Source organism: Virgibacillus kimchii, assembly GCF_055379185.1.
This window is the reverse complement of the sequence record NZ_AP043951.1, coordinates 1,502,698-1,526,034: the sequence shown is the minus strand read 5'-3', so window position 1 is coordinate 1,526,034 and position 23,337 is coordinate 1,502,698. Positions and strand designations below refer to the sequence as shown.

The following is a 23,337-nucleotide window of genomic DNA, read 5'->3' as shown; positions in this document are numbered from 1 at the left end:
TGGTACAGCGGAAAACGCACGTGCATTCTTTGACGCAGGCAACAAATGGGCAGTAAAAATGAGCTTGCCTGAAGACAGGGATTCTGCACTTGTAACAGATGGCGTTTTCCAATTCCATGATACAGACTTCCCTTCACCGGGCGGTACACCATTCGCGGTTGAGGTTTGGTCAGCCGGCGATGACGGTATGCCAGATGAAATACTGGCAGGACCGGTCGAAGCAGAGGCAATCCGTGATCTGGATGAATGGACTGTTGTTGATCTGCGTGAAGAAAGTATTCAAGTCGACGGTGACTTCTTCATGGTCTATCATCAATTACAGGACAACACGGGCTCACCTGGACTGGCGACAGATGAAGATGGACCGAATGCCGAAAGAAGCTATCAGGAAGTCGGCGGCGTATGGTCACAATCTCCGCTTGATGAAGGTAACTACATGATCCGTGCCCGGGTAGCTTATGAAGTGGAAACGCCTGAAATCACTTCTCCGGAAGATGGATTGGTTACCAATGAAGCAGAGGTCACTGTAGAAGGTGATGCAACTCCGGAAACAACGGTAGAAGTACTGCATGATGGAGAAGAAGCCGGTACTGTGGAAATCGGTGAAGAAGGCACATTTTCCGTGGATGCTACGTTAACTGAAGGTGAAAATGAATTCACTGCTGTAACGTATGTAAATGGAGAACAGGCTGATGAATCCGACCCGGTAACAGTAACGCTGGATACCGAAGCACCGGATCTGACAGTTACCAGTCCGGAAGACGGTGAAAATACGAACCGTGAAACCGCAACAGTGGAAGGAACGGTAAGTGATGACCATCTTGATACAGTTACTGTAAACGGTCAGGAAACAGCTGTTTCCAACGGCGAGTTCTCACAACGTATCCTGCTTGATGAAGGGGAAAATGTGATTGAAGTTGAAGCTACTGACCTGGCTGGAAATACAACAACCGAAACGGTTACTGTATATGCTGATTATACTGCACCGGAAATTTTCAACTTAACACCGGATGAACATGTAGAGCTTGAAACAGGTCAATCCGTGATGATAGAGTTTGAAAGTGATCCGGGACTGCGTACCAGCTTTGTGGTGCATATGCCATTAACGGACTTTGGTATGGGTATCATGAATGCCACAGAATTACCAATGATGGAAACCACACCTGGTAATTATGTAGGCTACTGGACGGTACCACGCAATGCTTATGCTGACGGAGCAGTAATCGAAGTAATCGCCAAAGACAGCTTTGGCAATGAAAGCCGAAAACAGGCAGAAGGTAAACTATTTATTAATCTTGAAGATTAATTCAAACATGGAACGGTTTACCTTTTACTAAAAGAATAAATAAACAAAAGTTGCAGAGACACTGATTAGTCTCTGCAACTTTTTTGATTCGTGAAATACTAAATGAGTGGCAGTTGATCAGTTAGTTGTGTTTTGCAAATTATAGCTGGTACAAATGTATCATTTTTTATTTTATCTTTATTATATTATTCAAAGTCATATGGATAAACTCCTGTTTTTTGCATTTTATCAGATGATCAGTGGTTCCGGGGAACTATTTTTCTGACCGGCGCTAATTGGAAAAGCGATACTTCCTGCTCAATTTTTAATTGCAGGTTTAATTGTGACAATATTCGCCATTATTTTCACTCTCTATCTAATATAGTTATATATAGCAGCCAAGATTTTCCTGGTAGATTTTTAGAAAAATAGCAGGAAAGGAGGCCGGGAGCTTTAGTTTAAAGGTGTCATATCGAAGGGAGGATAAATGTTGAGAAAAAAGCAAAGGCAGGTCCGTATGTTTAGTATTTTGGCAACGATTGTTATGATATTCTCATTGATTGCACCGGGAATTACTATCGCCGAAACGAATAATGGGAAAGTAAGTCATTCTCTCCGTGATTCAAAGACGAATGTACAAGCAAAAGTAAATAGCAGTTTGCAGGATCAATTGGAGAAGGAAGACAAGGTTACGTTTTTAATCAAGTTCAAAGAAAAAACAGATACGATGGAGGTCGCCCGGGAAGCAAGAGAGACTGCGCAAAAAGCAAATCTTTCTTCTATGGCTCAGGAGCATGCACAGCGATCGGCTGTTATTTCAGCATTGAAGCAGACGGCAATGGAATCTCAGCAACCTGTGCTGGAGTTTCTTGAAGAAGCTGAACGGGAAGGGAAGGCAGAGGATATTCAAGCTTATCACATCGTAAATGGGGTAGCTGTAACTGCTACAAAAGAAGTGGCTGAAAAGCTGATTTCATTTCCTGAAGTGGAAAAGCTGCTACCAAATGAACAGCGTGAATTGATTAGAGCGGTGGATACGGATGTGGAAGTTCCGCAAAATGAAACAATGGATATTGAATGGAACGTAGACCGTGTTGGAGCCCCGGCTGTGTGGGATATGGGTATTGACGGTCAGGGAGCGGTCGTAGCAAGTATCGATACAGGAGCAGAATGGGAGCATCCTGCGTTAAAAGATAAATATCGTGGGTACGATCCGGCAACCGGGGAAGTTGATCACACGTATAGTTTTTTTGATCCGGTAAACGGGGAAGAAGAGCCGTATGATGATGATAGCCACGGCACACATGTAACCGGAACCATGGTAGGAAGTGAACCGGATGGATCCAACCAGGTAGGTGTTGCTCCGGGTGCACAGTGGATTTCTGTGCAGGCCTTTACAGCAGCAGGGGCATATGATACAGACCTGCTGGCTGCAGCCCAGTGGATTTTGGCACCGGGTGATGACGTAACAAAAGCACCGGATGTGGTGAATAACTCCTGGGGCGGCGGACCGGGACTGGATGAATGGTATCGTGATGCGGTTACTGCATGGAGAGCAGCAGATATTTTCCCTGCTTTTGCAGCTGGAAATACAACGCTGACCAATCCGGGTGGCCCGGGATCTGTAGCCGTACCGGCAAACTATCCGGAATCGTTTGCAGCAGGATCCACGAACAGCAGTGATAATAAATCATCCTTCTCATTAGAAGGGCCTTCACCATATGATGAGATTAAGCCGGATATTGCAGCTCCGGGTGAAGGAGTCCGCTCTGCCATTCCTGGAGGCGGATATGGCGGGAAAAGCGGTACTTCCATGGCTTCTCCGGCAATCGCGGGGGTTGTGGCGTTATTGAAATCTGCGAATGCCGGGTTGGATGTGGATACTGCTGAAGAAATTATTATGGAAATGGCAGATTCGGAAGCCGGAACAGACAGTTCTTTTCCTGAATCACCAAACAATGGATATGGATATGGTATTGTCGATGCCTATGCTGCGGTGTCCTCTGTTGTTTCCGGTCTTGGTACAATTGAAGGACAGGTAACGATGGACGGAGAAGATACGGAGCCTCCAACGTATGAACATACAGCACCTGCGGAAACTTATTCTAATATGGATCTGGATTTAACGATTCATGCAGCAGATAATGTAAGTGTGACTTCTGTAGAGCTGCATTATGGGGATGAAGTGGTGGAAGCCAACCGCACTTCTGGAGATTTCCGGTCCGGCGAGTACACCGCTACTGTACCTGGTGATGCTGTAGAGGAAGGAACATTCACGTATCATTGGGTTGTTAATGATTTTGGTAATAATGAGGTTACAACGGAAGAATATCATGTTGAAGTAATGTCCGGCATTTCAATTGGTTACTTTGAAGATTTTGAAGGAGATCAAGAACCGGCCGGTTGGGATCAAACCGGAACGAATAATGTATGGGAATGGGGAGAACCAACCTCGGGTCCAAATGCAGCATTTTCCGGTGAGAATGTGTATGCTACTAATCTGGCTGGGGATTATGTGAACAATATGGATGCAGAGTTAGTGATGCCACCTATCGACATGCCGGAAGAAGGAGAAGCTTATTTGCAATTTAAGAGCTGGCATAACTTTGAACAAGGCTCATCAACCGGAACCAATTTTGATTATGGACACTTAGTAATATCCACGGACTTGGAAGAATGGACTATTGTCCGTGATTTCTATGGGGAAGAGGAATACTGGTCCAGCGAGGAAGTGGACTTAAGTGACTACCTTGGTGAACGAATCTATGTCGGATATTACACGTATTCCGATGGCAGTGTTACAAGACCAGGCTGGTATATCGACGATGTGGCATTAACGGATGAATCCCAGTATGCCGATGATGATGTACCTCCTACGTATGAACATGAGTCACCGCTGGAAACGTATGCGGGAATGCCATTATTTTTGAGCATTGACGTCTATGATGACTTACTGATAGGTGATGCTGTCTTGCATTATTTGGATGAAAATGATGACTGGCAGGATCTTGAAACAGAATTGGCAGAGGATAATGCTACACATGGTCTATTTACAGTAACCGTACCGAGTGACGTAATTACCGGCGATACCTTTACGTATAAATGGACGGTTAGTGACTATGCCGGCAATGAAGTGGAAACAGCTGAATATGCAGTTGAAGTAAGCGAGCCAATTACAGTCGGCTATTTTGAGGATTTTGAAGACACACCTGCAGGTTGGACAACCTTTGGTGATAATGACGTCTGGGAAAGAGGTGTGCCGACTTCCGGTCCGGATGAAGCTGTATCTGGGGAAAATGTATATGCAACCAATCTTTCCGGCGATTATCCTAATAATATGGATGCGACGCTTCTTATGCCGGCAATCTCGCTGCCTGAAGGGGAGTCCTATTTACAATTTAAAAGCTGGCATAACTTTGAACAGTCTTCTTTGGGTACGGCCTGGGATTATGGGCATGTAGTTATTTCCACCGATATGGAGGAATGGACTGAACTGCAGGCATTTGAGGGAGAAGAAGAATACTGGCAGGATGTTGAAATTGACTTGTCAGCATATGCAGGTCAGCAAGTTTATGTCGGATTTTATGCTTATTCAGACGGAAGCATTACAAGGCCGGGGTGGTATATTGATGCTGTTGCACTTTCCGATACAATGCTTGGTGATGAACCAACAAATATGAAACCGGAAGAAATTCAGCAGAATATCCCGGATCAAACGAAGGATGAACTGGAAAAGAAAGTGGCGGAGAAAGCTATGGTAACGCAAGCATCTGCTGCAGCCGATCAAGCCGGCAGCAAATCAGATGAAGCAGAAGGAAATGCGGAAGTCCAGTCAAGCGGAATTCCACTGGACGCACAGGTCAGTGTACTGGAAACCGGCCGTTCCACGAGCACTAATCCGCAGGACGGGTCGTACACGCTGATGCATGCAGCTGGAACATACACTGTGTTAGCAGAAGCATATGGCTTTTCTTCCGGAGAACAGACTGTGGAAGTAGAGGCTGATGAAAGTGTTACAGCTAATTTTGTACTTGATGAGCTGCCACAGGGAACGATCAGCGGAACAGTAACAAATGAGCGCACGGGAGAACCGGTTGAAGGGGCTACTTTACTGCTGGCAGAGGATGCAAATGTAAGCCCGGTGGAAACGGATGAAAATGGGAGTTATGAGCTGACCGGTTATGAAGGAACGTATACCTTGAAAATCGTTGCAACAGACTATCATTCCAAAGATATTGAACTTGAACTGGATGGAGATATGACACTGGACATTGATCTGGAACCATTCTTTACGGTACCCGGGGATGAAATTTACTATGATGACGGTACAGCGGAAAATGCCCGGGCTTACTATGATGCGGGGAACAAATGGGCAGTCAAAATGTCTCTGCCTGAAGACAGGGAGACGGCTCTGGTCACAGATGGGGTCTTCCAGTTTCATGGAACAGATTGGCCTGTGCCTGGTGATACACCATTTGCTGTAGAAGTATGGTCCGCAGGTGATGATGGCATGCCTGATGAAAAACTGGCAGGTCCAATCGAATCAGAGGCAATCAGGGACCTGAATGAATGGACTGTGGTAGACCTGCGCGGAGAAAGCATCCAGGTGAATGGAGACTTTTTCATGGTGTATGTGCAGACCCAGGACAACCCGAATGTTCCTGGTCTGGCTACAGATGAGAGCAGCCCAAATGCCGGCAGAAGCTATCAGGAAGTCGGCGGAGTTTGGTCATCATCCCCTGCTGACGAAGGTAACTATATGATCCGTGCCCGGGTGGCTTATGCGGTAGATGCACCTGTTATCACCACACCGGATAGCGGGTTAATTACCAATGAAAGCGAAATTATTGTAGAGGGAACTGCGACACCTGAGACGAGTGTGGAATTGCAGCAAAATGGAGAAACCATTGGTACCGAGGAAATTGACGGAGATGGAAGCTTTGCCATAGAAGCAGAACTGGAAGAAGGAGAGAATGAGTTTCTTGCAGTAACGTATGTAGATGGGCAAGACGCTGCAGACTCCGAACCTGTTACCGTCACGCTCGATACCGAAGCACCGGAACTGACGATTGCCAGTCCTGAAGATGGCGAAATGACCAATCGTGAAACAGCGACGGTGGAAGGAACGGTATGGGATGCCAACCTTGATTCAGTTACTGTCAACGGGCAGGAAACAGCTGTCACGGATGGAGCGTTTTCACAACGTATACTGCTGGATGAAGGCGAAAATGTAATAAACGTTGTGGCTACCGATTTGGCAGGCAATATAACGGAGGAAACAATTACCATTTATGCCAAATATACTGCACCGGAAATAATGAATTTGACGCCGGCAGAAGATCAGCACCTGGAGACAGGTCAATCGGTAAAAATTGAATTTGAAAGTGAGCCTGGATTGCGTACCAGCTTTATGATCCATATGCCGCTGACCGACTTCGGCATGCAGATGGCCAATGCTACCGAATTGCCGATGATGGAAACAACGCCAGGAAACTATGTGGGATACTATACAGTCCCGCGCAACACTTATGCAGACGGAGCGGTAATTGAAGTCAAAGCTATAGATGAATTCAGAAACGAAACAAGACAGCAGGCAGAAGGAAGATTGTTTATAAACCTGGAATAAACAGAGGGGGGTTTCTTCTGTTGCAGATTGGTTAAACGTGAAAGAGTGCAGAGATTTTACAGTCTCTGCACTCTTTTTATGATCTTTGAAAACCCCCGGCTATGCCGGGGGTTCCAGAGAGCTTCTAGCGTGGGGTCAAAAAAAGCCTCGCTTCATGGTAAGATTAGGTAGGTTTCCCGACCACCAAAATCTCACCATAGAAGGAGGCACGTCCAATGAAGGACAAGAATAGTTTAGCACACACGCAGTGGAGATGTAAGTACCATATAGTTTTTGCACCAAAATATAGAAGACAAATCATATATGGAAAATATAAAAGAAGTATAGGAGAAATAATCAGAGAACTCTGCGAAAGAAAAGGCGTTGAAATACACGAAGCAAATGCATGCAAAGACCACATTCATATGTTAGTTAGTATACCACCAAAATTGAGTGTGTCTCAATTCATGGGATACTTAAAAGGTAAAAGTAGTTTAATGATCTTTGACCGTCATGCGAATTTAAAGTATAGATATGGTAATCGAAAATTCTGGTGTCGAGGATTCTTTGTGGATACGGTGGGAAGAAATAAAAATCAAATTCAAGAGTATATACGAAATCAGCTTAGGGAGGATTACATGAGCGATCAATTAACATTATTTGAAGAATTTGATCCGTTCACCGGTAAGAAAAATAAAAAGAAATAAGAGATTCTTTAAGAATCAGTGAGTAAGTGTGGTGCAAAAGGGAAACCCATTCAGTGGGCCTTTTAGGCCGAGGCCGGTAACATAGGCTTTCAGCCGCAGAGCAAACCACCAGTTCACACTGGTGGTTTTGATTAATAATGATAGAAAACTGTTCTGAAATGATTTCATAAAAACGAAAAACTGCAACTTTTCACCCATTAATTTTTCTTGCTGATAGGAAAGTAATGTCTAAGAGAGAATTACATCAGAATGATCTGAGGAATTTCTATCAAAATTAATTGCAGGCTTCCATACATTGTAAATGTATGAATACTATTTCCTGTTTTTATTTTTATTTAAAACAAACATATATTTTAAGTGCGGTTAAATGCTGAATGTTTATCTATCAATCTCACTTTATACCTAACTTTTACATAGTACTAATTTATCATTTTGTTATTAATGGATTTTTGTCGACGTAAATCGACACTACTGCAATGACCTATCTACTATAGTAGTGATAGGTAAGTCAAGGGGCGTCTATGCTTTTTCACCATTTGAACAGTCCCTGGATTTCAAAAAGGAGGAGATTATTTGGGAACGAAGGGGTTATATCGTATAAAGTTTTTAAGTTTTTTGATGATCGCACTAATGATTTTTTCAGTTATTACACCAGGCTTTGCAGAGGAAGTGCAAGAGAAACGGAATGTGTTGCATGAGTCGAATAAAACTCCGGCAGCAAAAATGGATGAACGCTTATTGACTCAATGGAATGACCAGGAAGAAGTGACTTTTCTTGTTAAGTTTCAAGAAAAAGCAGATACAAATAAAGCAGTAAAAGATGCAAGAAATCATGCTCAAGTAAATCAGCTGTCGGCTCATGAAGCAGAATTTCAGCAACGCTCCTCTGTTGTTAATGCGTTAAAAGAAACTGCATTAAAAGAACAGAAAAATGTACGTAGCTTTTTGGAGGAAGAGGGCTCAAGCGGAAATGCTGAACACATCCGCTCTTATTTTATTGTAAATGCAATGGCTGTAACGGCAACGAAAGAAGTTGCAGAAAAAATTGCCGGCTTTTCAGAAGTAGAGAAGCTGGTGCCGAATGAAACAAGGTATTTGACTGTACCGGTGACCGATCCAGAACTCCTCTCGCTGTCTGAAGGTGAACCACAAGCGATACTGGAGGATGTGGAATGGAATATTGAAAGAGTGAACGCCCCATATGTATGGGAAATGGGCTATGATGGTTCAGGAACCGTGGTAGCAAGTATTGATACCGGTGTTCAATGGAATCACCCTGCATTAAAAGATAAGTATCGTGGGTATGACGAAGAAACAGGAGAAGCGGATCACGATTATAACTGGTTTGATGCCACTGAAGCAGTACCGGAACCCTATGATGATCAAGGACATGGTACCCATGTAACAGGAACAATGGTTGGCAGTGAAAAAGATGGCAGCAATCAAATTGGGGTATCTCCCGGAGCAAAGTGGATTGGTGTTAAAGCATTCGCGTCAGATGGCACAGCTACTGATGCTGACCTACTCGCTGCGGCGGAATGGATTTTAGCACCAACAGATGGAGATGGAAATACCCGGGTGGATCTTGCGCCGGATATTGTTAATAACTCTTGGGGCGGAGGACCTGGACTGGATGAATGGTATCGTGATGTTGTAACTGAATGGCGAAATGCAAATATTTTCCCTGTATTTGCTGCTGGAAATGTAGACAATAATAACAGCGGGGGACCTGGTTCCATCGCAACGCCGGCTAATTATCCGGAGTCTTTTGCTGTTGGTGCACTGGATGTCGGTGATGACGTGGCGAGCTTCTCACTTCGGGGACCGTCTCCATATGAGGAAATCAAACCGGACGTAACGGCACCCGGACAGGGAATCAGATCCTCCATTCCCGGCGGGGAATATACGGATAACAGCGGTACCTCCATGGCAGCACCTGCCGTATCCGGTGCAGCTGCATTATTGCTGCAGGCAAATAGCAATCTTAGTGTTGATGACATAGAGGAAATTTTATTGGATACTGCATTGCCTTTGACAGATGAAGAATATCCTGATACTCCAAATGATGGGTATGGTTATGGAATGATAGATGCAGAAAATGCAGTACTGGCTGTAGATGCAGGTGTATCAACGGTAGAAGGCAATGTTACTGATCAAGGCTCGGAGCTTCCGCTTCAAGCTGAGGTGAGTGTTATGGGAAAGAACCGTTCGGTGAAAACAGATCCGGATGATGGCTCCTATTTGATCAGATATGCAGCAGGTGAACATGTTCTGCAGGTAGGATCATATGGTTATTACACGGTGGAGCAGGAGATAAACCTTATTGAGGATGAAAGTTTGGAATTAGATTTTTCATTGGAAGAAATCCCAGAGGAAACAGTTACTGGAACAGTGACAGACGCCAGGAATGATGAAGCTGTTGATGGAGCTTATGTACTATTGGTCGAGGATGCCAATATTGAGCCTGTTCAAACAAATGAAGATGGAGAATATGAATTTACAGCTTACGAAGGTGACTATACACTGCGGGTTTCTGCTGGAGGATATGTCACGAAAGAAATAGAAGTGACAGTTTCAGGCGATAGCAATATATTTAATGTGCAGCTTGATCCATTTTTCAGTTATCCCGGCAGTGAACTTGCTTATGACGATGGTACTGGCGAGGGGGGGAGCTGGTTTTTGGAAGCAGGCAACGCCTGGGGGGTAAGAATGTCACTGGATGATGGACAGGAAAGGGCATTGGTATCGGAAGGTAAATTCCTCTTTTCTGCAGGTGGCGGTGATCAATTTCAAGTTGCAGTATTCGATGCGAACGGTCCAAACGGAGAACCGGGAGAAATGATTGCCGGACCATTTGATGCAACTGCAGTAAAAAATGGGGAATGGACTACTGTGGATTTGAGAGATTATGGGATTATGGTAGATGAAGAGTTCTACATGGTCTATATTCAATCTGAAGACCGGGAGACAGCGCCAAGACTGCAAAATGACAAGGATGAGTTTACGTATCGAAGCTGGGAAATGTACAAAGGATTTTGGTATCAATTGGAACCGGATTTTCTGACAGGTAATAAGATGATACGTTCTGTTGTCGAATATGAGGTGGATGATCCGGTTATTACCTCTCCGAAAGACGGATTGATTACGAATGAAACGGAAACAGCTGTCGAAGGCACCGCTACTCCGGAAATGAGTGTAAGTGTATTGAATAATGGAGAGGAAGTTGGAACTGCTGAGATTGGTGAAGATGCTGCTTTTTCCATAAACACCGGACTGACGGAAGGTGACAATGAAATTACTGCCATTACGTTGGTAGATGGTGAAGAAGCTAAACAATCCGAACCTGTTACCGTCACGCTCGATACCGAAGCACCGGAACTGACGATTGCCAGTCCTGAAGATGGCGAAATGACCAATCGTGAAACAGCGACGGTGGAAGGAACGGTATGGGATGCCAACCTTGATACAGTTACTGTCAACGGACAGGAGACAGCAGTGACGGATGGAGCGTTTTCGCATCGCATACTGCTGGATGAGGGCGAAAATGTCATTGAGGTTGTGGCGACGGATTTGGCAGGCAATATAATGGAGGAAACAATTACCATCTATGCCAAATATACTGCACCGGAAATAATGAATTTGACGCCGGCAGAAGACCAGCACCTGGAGACAGGTCAATCGGTAAAAATTGAATTTGAAAGTGAGCCGGGATTACGTACCAGCTTTATGATCCACATGCCGCTGACCGACTTCGGCATGCAGATGGCCAATGCTACCGAATTGCCGATGAAGGAAACAACGCCAGGAAATTATGTGGGATACTATACAGTCCCGCGCAGCACTTATGCAGACGGAGCGGTAATTGAAGTTAAAGCTATAGATGAATTCAGAAACGAAACAAGACAGCAGGCAGAAGGAAGATTGTTTATAAACCTGGAATAAACAGAGGGGTGTTTCTTCTGTTGCAGATTGGTTAAATGTGAAAGAGTGCAGAGATTTTACAGTCTCTGCACTCTTTTTAATATTTAGCGATCCAACACCGAACAGCTCCACTAGGGTTAAAGCATACTTGGTGATTGATGAAATCAGAGCCTTAGTGGCACTTATACCATATAAGTGAACATCAACATCGGCTGAGTAGTTGAAGAAAGGGCGGTTATAACATCCTCAATGTTCGACAACTTCGTTCCATCTGTCATGACACAGTTTGTGAGTTGCTAAGTTGGAACTTACACCTTTTTTATTGATATAGAAATGAGAATATTCTTTCCGTATTATTTCAAGACCAAAGCGCTAATACCAATAGATTCAGATTGGTTGTAATGAAATCTGGAACTTTTACCAAATTGTATTCTTCTAAATTCTTAAATCTAACGACCTTCCGATAACCGAAATTACTTCGAGACTGACTGCAAAAATGATTCCATTGACCTGGTGCAAAAATTTTCTAATAGGAAAGTTCCAAGGGCCCAAAGATTTTTCATAGGAATATTATCCCCATATTTATTCTTCATTCTATTTGTTGTAAAAAAATAGTAGTAAATAATCATTTTATTTTTTTGATAGTCTGATTAAGTTTTATAGTGTATAACACTTAACTTGTTGGTAATGCATTTAGTAAATTTTCTACATACTTTTTACCTATTAAACTCTACTAAAAAAAGTAGTACTTATTAATTATTTTGAATTATTAAGTATTTATTGATATATTTCGACACAACCTGATTTGGTTTTCTACTATAGTTAAACTAGTAAACTGGAAGATTGCCAGTGTGAAAAAGTAAAAAAAGGGGGAGTTTTTCGATTGTAGTGTTTCAAAATCGAAGGGAGGATAAAGTTTTGAGAAAGAAACAAAGACAGGTTCGTGTTCTTAGTATTTTGGCAGCCTTCGTCATGATTTTCTCGTTGATTGCACCGGGGATATCTTTTGCGGAACCTAATTGGAAAATAAGTCAATCTCAAAATGCAAAGAAAGACCTTCAGCATAAAGTGAGCAATGGTTTACAGGATCAATTAGAAAATGAAGAGAAGGTAACATTTTTAATCAAGTTTAAGGCAACAGCAGACATAAGGGAGACAGCACGGGAAGCGAGAGATCGTGCAGAAAAAGCAAATTTATCAGTGATGGAGCAGGAGCATATCCAGCGATCTGCAGTTATATCGGAATTAAAATCTACAGCGATGGAATCCCAGCAAAATGTGCTTGAATTTCTTGAAGAAGCGGAGCAGGATGGCATTGCTGAGGATGTCAATGCTTATCATATCGTAAACGGTGTAGCTGTGACAGCTACGAAAGAGGTTGCAGAAAAACTGGCTTCATTTCCAGAAGTTGAGAAGCTATTGCCGAATGAACAGCGGGAACTAATCAGAACGGTGGACACGGATGCGGAATTACCTGAAAATAAAACGGCTGACATCGAGTGGAATGTAGACCGTGTGGGCGCACCGGCAGTCTGGGATATGGGAATCAATGGGCAAGGAACAGTTGTCGCAAGTATTGATACAGGTGCTGATTGGGAGCATCCCGCATTAAAAGAAAAATATCGCGGTTACGACCCATCAACCGGTGAAGTGGATCATACGTACAGCTTTTTTGATCCGGTAAATGATGAAGAAGTGCCATATGATGATAACAGTCATGGTACACATGTCACCGGCACCATGGTTGGCAGTGAGGAAGATGGATCGAATCAGATAGGTATGGCACCAGGTGCTCAGTGGATTTCTGTGCAGGCATTTACGGATGCCGGCGCCTATGATACAGATCTGCTTGATGCAGCACAATGGATTTTAGCACCGGGTGATGACGTAACGAAAGCACCGGATGTTGTCAACAATTCCTGGGGCGGTGGCCCGGGCCTGGATGAATGGTACCGGGATGCGGTTACGGCATGGAGAGCCTCTGGAATTTTCCCTGTATTTGCGGCTGGAAATACAACGCTGACCAATCCTGGCGGGCCCGGATCAGTTGCTGTTCCTGCCAATTATCCGGAGTCTTTTGCAGTCGGTGCTACAGATGCCAATGATTATTTGGCAAATTTCTCATTGCGTGGACCTTCTCCGTATGATGAAATTAAACCGGATATTTCTGCACCTGGCGTAAATATTCGTTCAGCCATGCCAGGCGGCGGTTATGATTATAAAAATGGCACATCGATGGCAGCACCGGCTGTAGCGGGTGTCGTAGCCTTATTAAGGCAATTGGATGCAAACTTATCCGTGCAGGAAATTGAGCAGGTACTGATGGACACTGCTGTGGAAAGGACTGATAATGAATATCCTGATGCGCCTAATAATGGCTATGGTCATGGCCTTGTAAATGTATTTGATGCTGTTTCTGCCATGGTTGATGGCCTTGGCTCTATAAGCGGTAATGTGTTGAAAGAAGGGGAGGATAATGAAGCTCCGACCTATGATCATCAAATGCCGCTGGAAGTTTATGAAGATATGAATACGACATTATATGTACAGGTTCAGGATAATGTCAGCGTCCTTTCGGTAGAGCTTGAGTACCAAATAAATGACGGTGATTGGCAAACGATCGACGCCTCTCTTTTATCCGGCGACTTTTTGGATGGTGAGTATTTTGCCGAAATAGCCGGTGAAGCGTTGGAGGAAGGGACACTTACTTATAAGTGGATCATCAACGATTTTGGGAATAATGAAATCGTTAGCGAAACATACGAAGTTCCTATTGGCACAGGCGTAACAATTGGGTATTTTGAAGACTTTGAAGAAGAACCGGTTGGATGGACCTCATTTGGCGAAGAAAATGAATGGGAATGGGGTGTGCCGACATCCGGCCCGGAAAGTGCCGCATCCGGTGAAAAAGTGTACGCTACCAACCTGCATGGCAGTTATACAAAAGGTGCAAATGCTACGTTGGTCATGCCGCCTGTTGAATTGCCGGAAGGGGAAGAAGCTTATTTAAATTTCGATGTATGGTATGATTTCGAGGCGATACACGATGTCGGATATGTTTACGTTTCTACAGACCAGGAAGAATGGAGATCGGTACGGCTCTTGTTTAACGATTCAGGTGGATGGGAAAACAGGGAAGCCGATTTATCGGACTACAGTGGTGAACGTATATTTATTGGCTTTAACATTACCTCGAATACGCCAAATGAAGTAACAAAACCGGGAATGTATTTAGATAATGTCAGCATATTGGAGGCAAATGAATCGAGTTCAAATCTCTATCATGAAGACATCCCTGCAGATATGAATATGGAAAAAATAAGTGATAATCAACCTGAAACGAACAACGCGATAGAAGATTTGCAGGTACATCAGATTGGATTACCACTGGATGCCCAAGTAAGTGTTCTGGAAACAACACGTTCAACGAGGACGCATCCTGCTGATGGGTCCTATTCATTAACTTCCCTTGCACCAGGGGAATATACGGTAGAAGCAGAGGCGTATGGTTTTTACCCGGCCCAGAAAACAATAGATATCGAGGGTCATGAAACGGATGAAATACATTTTCTGCTTGAAGAAATTCCTGAAAGAAGCATTTCAGGTACGGTAAGTAATGCTGCTAGAGGTGAAGGGGTTGAAGGCGCAAGATTACTTTTAATGGAAGACGCCAACATTACCCCTGTAGAGACAGATGAGGATGGAGAATACAACCTGACAGCCTATGAAGGTACGTATACGATGAAAGTGATAGCCAGAGGGTATCATTACGGGGAAAAAGAAATTACGATTGATGAGGAAACAACAGAAATAAATATAGCGTTGGATCCATTTTACAGTTATGAATATGAGGAAATCGGATATGATGACGGTTCCGGGGAGATCGGGCGGACATTTTATGATATCGGGAACCGGGCAGCCGTAAAAATATCTTTGCCCGAGGACAGAGATCAAGCGCTCATTACGGATGGTGTTTTCCAATTTGAAAATGAACACCTTCCAAGGCCCGGTCCAGGCAGTACTGAATTTGCTGTAGAAATATGGGATGCAACCGGTGAGGATGGATTGCCGGGAGAAAAACTTGCCGGACCCTTTGAGGCAGAAGCAATAAGGGATATTACAGAATGGACAGTCATTGATTTGCGGGATGAAAACATTATTGTCGATGATGATTTTTATATCGTTTATGTACAAACAAGAGCAGATCAATATTCGCCTGCGCTGGCTAGTGATGTGGATGGTGATTATGCAGGAAGAAGTTATGAAAATATAACCGGGCTTTGGAGACAGGCTAATGAGATAGAAGGGAACTATATGATTCGTGCCCGGGTAGCATATGAGGTGGAAGATCCTGTTATAACTTCTCCGTCAGCGGACTTTATAACGACGGAAACGGATATTAGCATTGAGGGAACTGCTTCTCCTGAAACGACGATCCAGTTATTGAATAACGAAGAAGAAGTGGATAGCGCTGTTGTTGATGAGGATGGAACATTTGAATTCCAGACAGCATTATCTGAAGGGGAAAATGACTATCGAGTTGTTTCTATAGTTGAAGGTGAATCCACCAAACAATCCGAACCTGTTACCGTCACGCTCGATACCGAAGCACCGGAACTGACGATTGCCAGTCCGGAAGATGGTGAAATGACCAATCGTGAAACAGCGACGGTGGAAGGAACGGTATGGGATGCCAACCTTGATACAGTTACTGTCAACGGACAGGAGACAGCAGTGACGGATGGAGCGTTTTCGCATCGCATACTGCTGGATGAGGGCGAAAATGTCATTGAGGTTGTGGCGACGGATTTGGCAGGCAATATAATGGAGGAAACAATTACCATCTATGCCAAATATACTGCACCGGAAATAATGAATTTGACGCCGACAGAAGACCAGCACCTGGAGACAGGTCAATCGGTAAAAATTGAATTTGAAAGTGAGCCGGGATTACGTACCAGCTTTATGATCCACATGCCGCTGACCGACTTCGGCATGCAGATGGCCAATGCTACCGAATTGCCGATGATGGAAACAACGCCAGGAAATTATGTGGGATACTATACAGTCCCGCGCAGCACTTATGCAGACGGAGCGGTAATTGAAGTTAAAGCTATAGATGAATTCAGAAACGAAACAAGACAGCAGGCAGAAGGAAGATTGTTTATAAACCTGGAATAATAGAGGGATGTGTTGAAAAACTTTTCCCTTGAAATCAGAATAATATTATGTATAATGAAGATAAGTAAATTAAATATTCGATTCCAATCTTCGGGGCAGGGTGAAATTCCCGACCGACGGTAAGGAGCTGCATGGCTCTAAGTCCGTGACCCGTGAAAGCTTGCATGCTTGAACGGTGGATCCGGTGTAAGTCCGGAACCGACAGTTATAGTCTGGATGGGAGAAGATGTTGAGCCAATCGGTGCATTTTTGTGTACCCGGTTTTCCATTGACGTATTATTCCCTAAAGCCCCCTATGGCTTTAGGGTTTTTATGTTTTAATGGAGTGAAAGGCTTTTCCTTCATCACGAGATCGGAATCGAAAAAGATGGAGGAGAAAGATTATGAAAAACAGAAATCTATTAAAACTTATTATTCTGGCATTACTGGGAACAATATCTCTCGTACTATTTTTCTTTAATTTTCCGCTGCCGTTTTTGCCGCCGTATTTGAAAATTGACTTTAGCGATATACCTGCACTGATGGCATCCCTTATATTCTCGCCGATGGCCGGTGTAATCGTAGTTGGAATCAAAAATCTGCTTTATATGGCAATTGGCGGTGGCGAACCGGTTGGCGTCATATCCAACTTCCTGGCGGGAGTTATGTTTGTCGTACCTGTAGCACTTCTTTACCATAAATTCAGAAAAGGCGTAAAGAGCGTCGTTTCAGGTCTGATTGTTGGTACGATCGTGATGGCGATAGGGATGAGTATACTAAACTATCTTATTATTTTACCAGTCTATGCATGGTTTATGGGAATGGAAGAAATGCATATTACGAGTGTGAAATTTTATGCTGTACTGTACGGTATCCTTCCATTTAATATTATAAAAGGTATTATCGTCGGGTTAATGTTCATTCCATTGTTTATAAGAATGCGGCGTTGGATTGAGCAAAAGAGCGTTGAAATTGCTTAACAAAATCATAAAATAGCAGAAGCCGGTCTCAGAAGAGGCTGGCTTTTTTGTCATATTATGTTGTATTTTATTTTGCTATTTTAGAGCGGTGGTGTATACTTTAATTAGCGTAAAAATTAAATAATGACTAAGAATAAGGTGTCTTTTAAAAACAAGACTTAAAAGGGAAGTTTGGTGAAAATCCAACATGGTCCCGCCACTGTAATTGGTAAAAAGATTGTAAAAATCCACTGTACCTCGTGTACGGGAAGGAACAATCCATATAGCCATAAGTCAGGAGACCTGCCTTGTTCCAGCGCCATTTAGACCTACGCGGATAGGGAGGTGTGTGAAAAGATAAACGAGGAGTCTTTGTGGATTCCTATTATACTTATTCAGCATCTCTGTTTTAAGAGATGTTTTTTTAATGGGCAAAAACCCATGAGCGAATCAGGAAAAGAACTCAAAAATAGGGGGATTAAAAATTGAGAAAATTGCATGTGTTATTATTCACCACCCTGCTTCTGGCTGGGGTTCTGGCCGGATGTGGCGAAGATACAGAGAATGAAGAAACAGAAAATAATGAAGCAGAATCAGAACAGACCGAACAGCCGGAAAGTGAGGCAGAGGAATTTCCTGTAACGATAGAAGGAAGTGATGGAGAGCAAGTCACCATTGAAGAAGCACCGGAAGCTATCGTTTCACTGATCCCAAGCAACACGGAAATCGCATTTGCACTTGGACTTGGTGACAGAATAGTTGGTGTCTCCGACTATGATAATTATCCGGAAGAAACATTGGAAATAGATAAAATTGGCGGTTTGGAATTGAATTTAGAATTGATACTTTCGCTGGAACCGGACTTAATATTAGCTCATCCCGGAAATACACCGGAGGGTATTGATCAGTTAAGGGAATCCGGTTTGAATGTATTAATGGTCAATGACGCAGCTGATTTTGACGGTGTCTATGAATCAATTGAAATGATAGCTGAAGCTACAGGAACAAGAGAAGAGGCTGAGGAAATAATTGCTGCCATGCAGGATACATTTTCGAAACTGGAAGAAAAAGCAGCGGAAATTGCTGAAGAAGAAGTAAAAAGTATATACATTGAAATTTCTCCGGAGCCGGAAATATATAGCCCGGGAAATCATACCTTTGAGAATCAAATTTTAACGATGATCAATGCGGAGAACATTGCAGCCGACCAGGACGGCTGGGTGGAGTTAAGTGAGGAAACAATTGTAGATCAAAACCCTGATGTCATCATATTGACCTATGATTATATAGAAGATCCGGTGGGGCAACTGATGGACCGGGATGCATGGCAGGAGATCGCAGCAGTTCAACATGAGCAGGTAATTCAAGTGGATACTGATCTGATCAGCCGTCCGGGACCTCGTCTGGCAGAAGGAGCGGATACGCTTGCAAAATTCATCTATCCGGAAGTTTTCGAAGACTAGTAAATTATTTCCATATGTTTTTCTCGCTGTTTTGGCAATCTTGACGATTTTATTGGGAACATCAATGGGAACAGTTTCTGTCCCCTTCTCCACGATTATCCATATTGCAGCAGCAAACATCCTTCCTGGGGTATCGGGAGAATCTATAGATGCTACACATGCCAATATTGTATGGAATATCCGTCTGCCAAGAGTAATGCTTTCCGGACTGGTCGGCGCCTCCCTTGCCATTGCAGGGGCGGCCTTCCAGGGGCTGCTGCGCAACCCGCTTGCAGATCCCTACACACTGGGTGTATCCTCCGGGGCTTCCCTTGGGGCCGTCGTAACCATCTTTTTCGGCCTGTCATTGCCGCTCCTTGGAGCATTTACATTGCCAGTACTCAGTATCCTTGCATCATTTATGACCGTATTTTTTGTGCTGTTTTTTGCGCAACGTATTGATCGGACGTTGAGGGTAGAGACGATTATATTGACAGGAGTTATTTTCAGTTCATTTTTAGGTGCCCTGATTTCGTTAATGATCGCATTAACAGGAGACGAACTAAGGCAAATTATCGGCTGGTTGTTGGGCAGTGTTTCTATGCGGGGCTGGGACCACATCCAGATTATTTTGCCGTTTTTCCTGCTAGGTTCCGTATTATTAACCTTTCATGCAAGAGAGCTGAACGCCATGTCATTTGGAGAGGAACAGGCACAGCACCTGGGAGTCAATGTGGAACGGAAGAAAATAAGTATTTTGATTGCCGGCTCCATACTTACAGGTGCAGCAGTAGCAGTATCCGGGACGATTGGCTTTGTCGGCCTGGTGATCCCGCATTTCGTTCGTATTCTTTGGGGCCCTGACCATGTGCATTTATTGCCTTTATCCGCCATTGCGGGCGGAAGTTTTCTTATTCTCGCAGACCTGGTCTCCAGAATGATTATCGCGCCTTCGGAATTGCCGATTGGTGTCATTACTGCGCTCATTGGTGCCCCTGTATTTGCAATTATATTAATGCAAAGACGCAGGAGGCTTCTCACTGGAGGAAGGTGAAGCAGACAGGGTTTAAAGAAACGGAAATAACAGTGAAAATCGGAGGAAAGAAGAGGATAGTATATGATCGAAGTGAATAATATCTCCGGCGGCTATCAACAGGCAGAAGTGTTAAAAAATATTACCTTTACAGTGAAGAAAGGCGAGCTGTTTGGCGTGATCGGACCAAATGGGAGCGGAAAAACTACGCTGTTAAAAACAATCAGCCGTATTCTTGATGTCAAGGAAGGAGAAATCAGGATAAAAGGAAAATCGGTGTCGGGCTACAGTGCAAAATCCTTTGCACAGCTGGTCGCTGTCCTGCCGCAAAATAGTGTTCAAACATTCAGTTACACAGTGAAAGAAACAGTATCCCTGGGAAGATATGCACATCAGCGCGGCTTATTCCAATCCATGACCAGGAAAGATGAGGAAATGATAGAGGAAGTCATGAAACAGACGGGAGTGGCAGCTTACCGGGATATGCCGATTGATGCATTGTCCGGAGGAGAACGGCAGCGGGTATTTCTTGCCCAGGCACTGGCACAGGACCCGGAAATACTTTTACTGGATGAACCGACAAACCATCTGGATATTGCCTACCAGAAAGAACTGTTGGATGTACTGAAAACATGGACAAAAGAGAAAAGCTTAACGGTGATTTCCATCTTCCATGATTTAAATTTAGCCGGGTTATACTGTGACAGAATTCTCCTGTTGCAGAACGGGAAAAAAGTAATTTGTGACAAGTCCAGGGAAGTGTTAAAGAAAGAAGGGATTCAGGAAGCCTATGGTGCTGCCATTGAAGCACACCCTCACCCAACGGTGGCAAAAACGCAAATGGTACTTGTCCCCACTGTTATGGAAAAACGCCGGGACGTACTTATTACGCCGGAACTTCTGCATATCACTGAAGATAGAATCACGGTGAAAACGGAACAGCCATTGCGGACCATGTCATCAGGCGTAACCGGATCCGGCGTGGGTTGGCACAGCGCTCTTGTCAATCGGCATGTCGAACAGAATTACGATTGCGCAGACCATAAGCAGGAGATGAGAGATTATTTGGCGGATAATGGTTTTGATCCAAATGATACGGTCGGGATGATGACTGCCGTTCGGCTGGCTGACGTGGAATACCGATTTTTGGAGAGGGGCGAATGCTCTGCTCTGATAGTTGTTACGGCAGCACCCGGACATGCCATAGATGCTGCTTCCGGGGTGGGCCGAGACCTGGCATATAAGCCGGGAACCATTAACATTTGGGTGCTGGTAAACGGGACCTTGGGAGAAGAAGCCTTTATCCAGTCCATCATGACAGCAACAGAAGCGAAAGCCAAGGCTCTGATGGACATGGGGATTAAAGATATGGAAACAAATACAACTGCAACCGGGACATCCACAGACAGTATACTAATTGGCTCCACTCAGCAGGGAAGGTTCCAGCCTTACGCCGGAACTATTACTCCGCTGGGCCAGCTGATCGGGCGAGGTGTGTTTGAATGTACAAAAACAGCGTTGGAAAAGTACCTCCAAAGGTGAAATGCTGAATGATATACCATTATATCAATAATTTTGGCACATATCATTGATCGTCTGACCGGCGACCCACCACGCATTTCCCAGCCGGTTAGAGATTTGGGTATAAAAGTATAATCACTTATCTCCTAACAAACTAAAAAGCATGTGTCTTTCATGTGGCTACAAATGTATTCTTCCCACAACAGCAGCATAAGTGTGCGGGAATCCAAGCCTTAGAAAGACGACATGCTTTTATGGTTATTCTTCTTCTACTAAATATTTAGCTGTGGGTTGTGCTTCCAATCGTTCAAAGGGAATCGGCTTGCCCGATTTTTGACTGTAACCGTATGACCCATCCTCAATTCGTTTAAGCGCATCCTCAATTTCCTGGAGCTGTTCCTGACGCATCATTTCCAGTCCGGCATCCCGTTGCTGCTCAAATTGCTCTGTTCCAATATCGCCGGGGTGGTTATCATAATTGGCGAGCTCTCCCAGTGAATCATTCGGCCCTTCATTTTCATCTATTTGTTCCTGGTTTCGTTCTCTCATCATTTGCAGCCGCTGCTTAAAATACTCTAGGTCTTCTTTACTAAGATGTTCACTCATCAAGATCTCCTTTCCGTTCTGATGCTTTGGAATGGGTCCTATGGGTTCCTTCGATTAAACAGTCGCCTGTGGTTACAATATGATTGTTAGAAAAACGCGCTGATTAAAAGAGACAGTCCCAGCAGCAACCCGTAAATGGAATTTGTTTTTCCGGTTCCGGCCATGGCGGGCATCATTTCAATCGGTTCTGTTTTTCCTCTGAATTTCTTAATGACATCCACAGCCTTAATTATCGCTATAAACGTAATCATTGACCATATCGGCAAAATTCCGGCAAGAATGTAGAGGAGCGTCAGCAAAAATGCTGCGCTGAACATTCCGGCAAGGAGAACAATGGCTTTTTTTCTGCCAAGTAAGATTGCGATTGTTTTACGTCCGCTTTCCTTATCCCCGTCCAAATCACGGATGTTATTCGATAACATAATGGTACCGATAAAGATGGCAATCGGTATGGAGACGAGTATCACTTCCCGGGTAACGGTTGATGTTTGAATAAAATAGCTGATACCTACGATTACCGGTCCCATAAAAAAACCCGAGAACAGTTCGCCGAATGGTGTGTAAGCAATGGGTATTGGCCCGCCAGTATACAAATAACCGAATAACATACAAATTAAACCAATGGCCGCAATCCACCAGCTGGACTCCATGGAAATATAGATACCAAGCAAGATGGATATACCGAAAAATGCAAGAGCCAGATTCAATACTGTTTTAGGCCTGATCCCATCTCGTACAATTGTACCGCCGATGCCGACTGAGTCTTCCGTATCCAGTCCAAGGACATAATCATAATATTCATTGAACATATTTGTCGCTGACTGAATCAAAATAGAAGCGAGCATCATGGCGAGAAAAAGCATGATATGAATGGAGCCTTCAATAAACGCTAACATTGTACCTGCAAAAACAGGTACAAATGAGGCGGTTAAGGTATGAGGGCGCAGCAGACGCCACCAAACCTGAAACCCTCCTCTTTCATTCAAGGCTTGTTTTATATTCACTTTATTGGATGATTGCATGACAGTTCCCCCTAATTTCACTGCATCATACTTATTTTAGGCAAATCAGCATAACGTGTCAATTTTTCGGGAAATG

The 23,337-nt window shown here is 43.9% G+C and carries 11 protein-coding genes, 1 pseudogene and 2 riboswitches; of the genes and pseudogenes, 10 read left to right on the top strand and 2 right to left on the bottom strand.

The annotated features are described in order from the left end of the window. Nucleotides 1–58: 58 nt before the first annotated feature. The 10 genes and pseudogenes from ACZ42C_RS07755 to ACZ42C_RS07710 form a co-directional block, all read left to right on the top strand. Nucleotides 59–709 (top strand): annotated as a pseudogene (locus ACZ42C_RS07755) (peptidase S8); the annotation flags it as partial. A gap of 9 nt (nucleotides 710–718) precedes the next feature. Further along, complete coding sequence (locus ACZ42C_RS07750) at nucleotides 719–1,306, top strand: hypothetical protein (RefSeq protein ID WP_461183396.1); 588 nt, start codon at nucleotides 719–721, stop codon at nucleotides 1,304–1,306. Nucleotides 1,307–1,772: 466 nt separating this feature from the next. Further along, complete coding sequence (locus tag ACZ42C_RS07745; RefSeq protein ID WP_461183391.1) at nucleotides 1,773–6,911, top strand: S8 family serine peptidase; 5,139 nt, start codon at nucleotides 1,773–1,775, stop codon at nucleotides 6,909–6,911. A gap of 215 nt (nucleotides 6,912–7,126) precedes the next feature. Continuing rightward, a complete protein-coding gene (gene tnpA, locus ACZ42C_RS07740; protein WP_461183836.1) occupies nucleotides 7,127–7,597 on the top strand; it encodes an IS200/IS605 family transposase in 471 nt (156 codons plus the stop codon). Nucleotides 7,598–8,215: 618 nt separating this feature from the next. Then, nucleotides 8,216–11,539: a S8 family serine peptidase gene (locus ACZ42C_RS07735; RefSeq protein WP_461182453.1), complete on the top strand. Its 3,324-nt coding sequence runs from the start codon at nucleotides 8,216–8,218 to the stop codon at nucleotides 11,537–11,539. 951 nt (nucleotides 11,540–12,490) lie between these two features. Beyond that, the gene (locus tag ACZ42C_RS07730) at nucleotides 12,491–16,699 is read left to right on the top strand and encodes a S8 family serine peptidase (protein ID WP_461182452.1); all 4,209 of its coding nucleotides are present in this window, start codon (nucleotides 12,491–12,493) and stop codon (nucleotides 16,697–16,699) included. Between the two features lie 82 nt (nucleotides 16,700–16,781). Next, nucleotides 16,782–16,931, top strand: a riboswitch (FMN riboswitch). A gap of 151 nt (nucleotides 16,932–17,082) precedes the next feature. After that, complete coding sequence (locus ACZ42C_RS07725; RefSeq protein ID WP_461182451.1) at nucleotides 17,083–17,658, top strand: ECF transporter S component; 576 nt, start codon at nucleotides 17,083–17,085, stop codon at nucleotides 17,656–17,658. 119 nt (nucleotides 17,659–17,777) lie between these two features. Then, nucleotides 17,778–17,962: riboswitch (cobalamin riboswitch) on the top strand. Between the two features lie 160 nt (nucleotides 17,963–18,122). Further along, nucleotides 18,123–19,100 (top strand): ABC transporter substrate-binding protein, encoded by a 978-nt coding sequence (locus ACZ42C_RS07720; RefSeq protein WP_461182450.1) that lies wholly within the window; start codon nucleotides 18,123–18,125, stop codon nucleotides 19,098–19,100. Next, on the top strand, nucleotides 19,063–20,133 hold the full coding sequence (locus ACZ42C_RS07715) for a FecCD family ABC transporter permease (protein WP_461182449.1): 1,071 nt from the start codon (nucleotides 19,063–19,065) through the stop codon (nucleotides 20,131–20,133). The genes ACZ42C_RS07720 and ACZ42C_RS07715 overlap by 38 nt, the downstream gene beginning before the upstream one ends. 63 nt (nucleotides 20,134–20,196) lie before the next feature. After that, on the top strand, nucleotides 20,197–21,654 hold the full coding sequence (locus ACZ42C_RS07710; RefSeq protein WP_461182448.1) for an adenosylcobinamide amidohydrolase: 1,458 nt from the start codon (nucleotides 20,197–20,199) through the stop codon (nucleotides 21,652–21,654). Nucleotides 21,655–21,891: 237 nt separating this feature from the next. Here the strand turns inward: ACZ42C_RS07710 and ACZ42C_RS07705 are convergent, their stop codons facing one another. Together ACZ42C_RS07705 and ACZ42C_RS07700 are read right to left on the bottom strand one after the other, a co-directional pair. Beyond that, a complete protein-coding gene (locus ACZ42C_RS07705) occupies nucleotides 21,892–22,239 on the bottom strand; it encodes a TraR/DksA C4-type zinc finger protein (protein WP_461182447.1) in 348 nt (115 codons plus the stop codon). 86 nt (nucleotides 22,240–22,325) lie between these two features. Then, complete coding sequence (locus ACZ42C_RS07700) at nucleotides 22,326–23,261, bottom strand: 1,4-dihydroxy-2-naphthoate polyprenyltransferase (protein ID WP_461182446.1); 936 nt, start codon at nucleotides 23,259–23,261, stop codon at nucleotides 22,326–22,328. Between the last annotated feature and the right edge of the window lie 76 nt (nucleotides 23,262–23,337).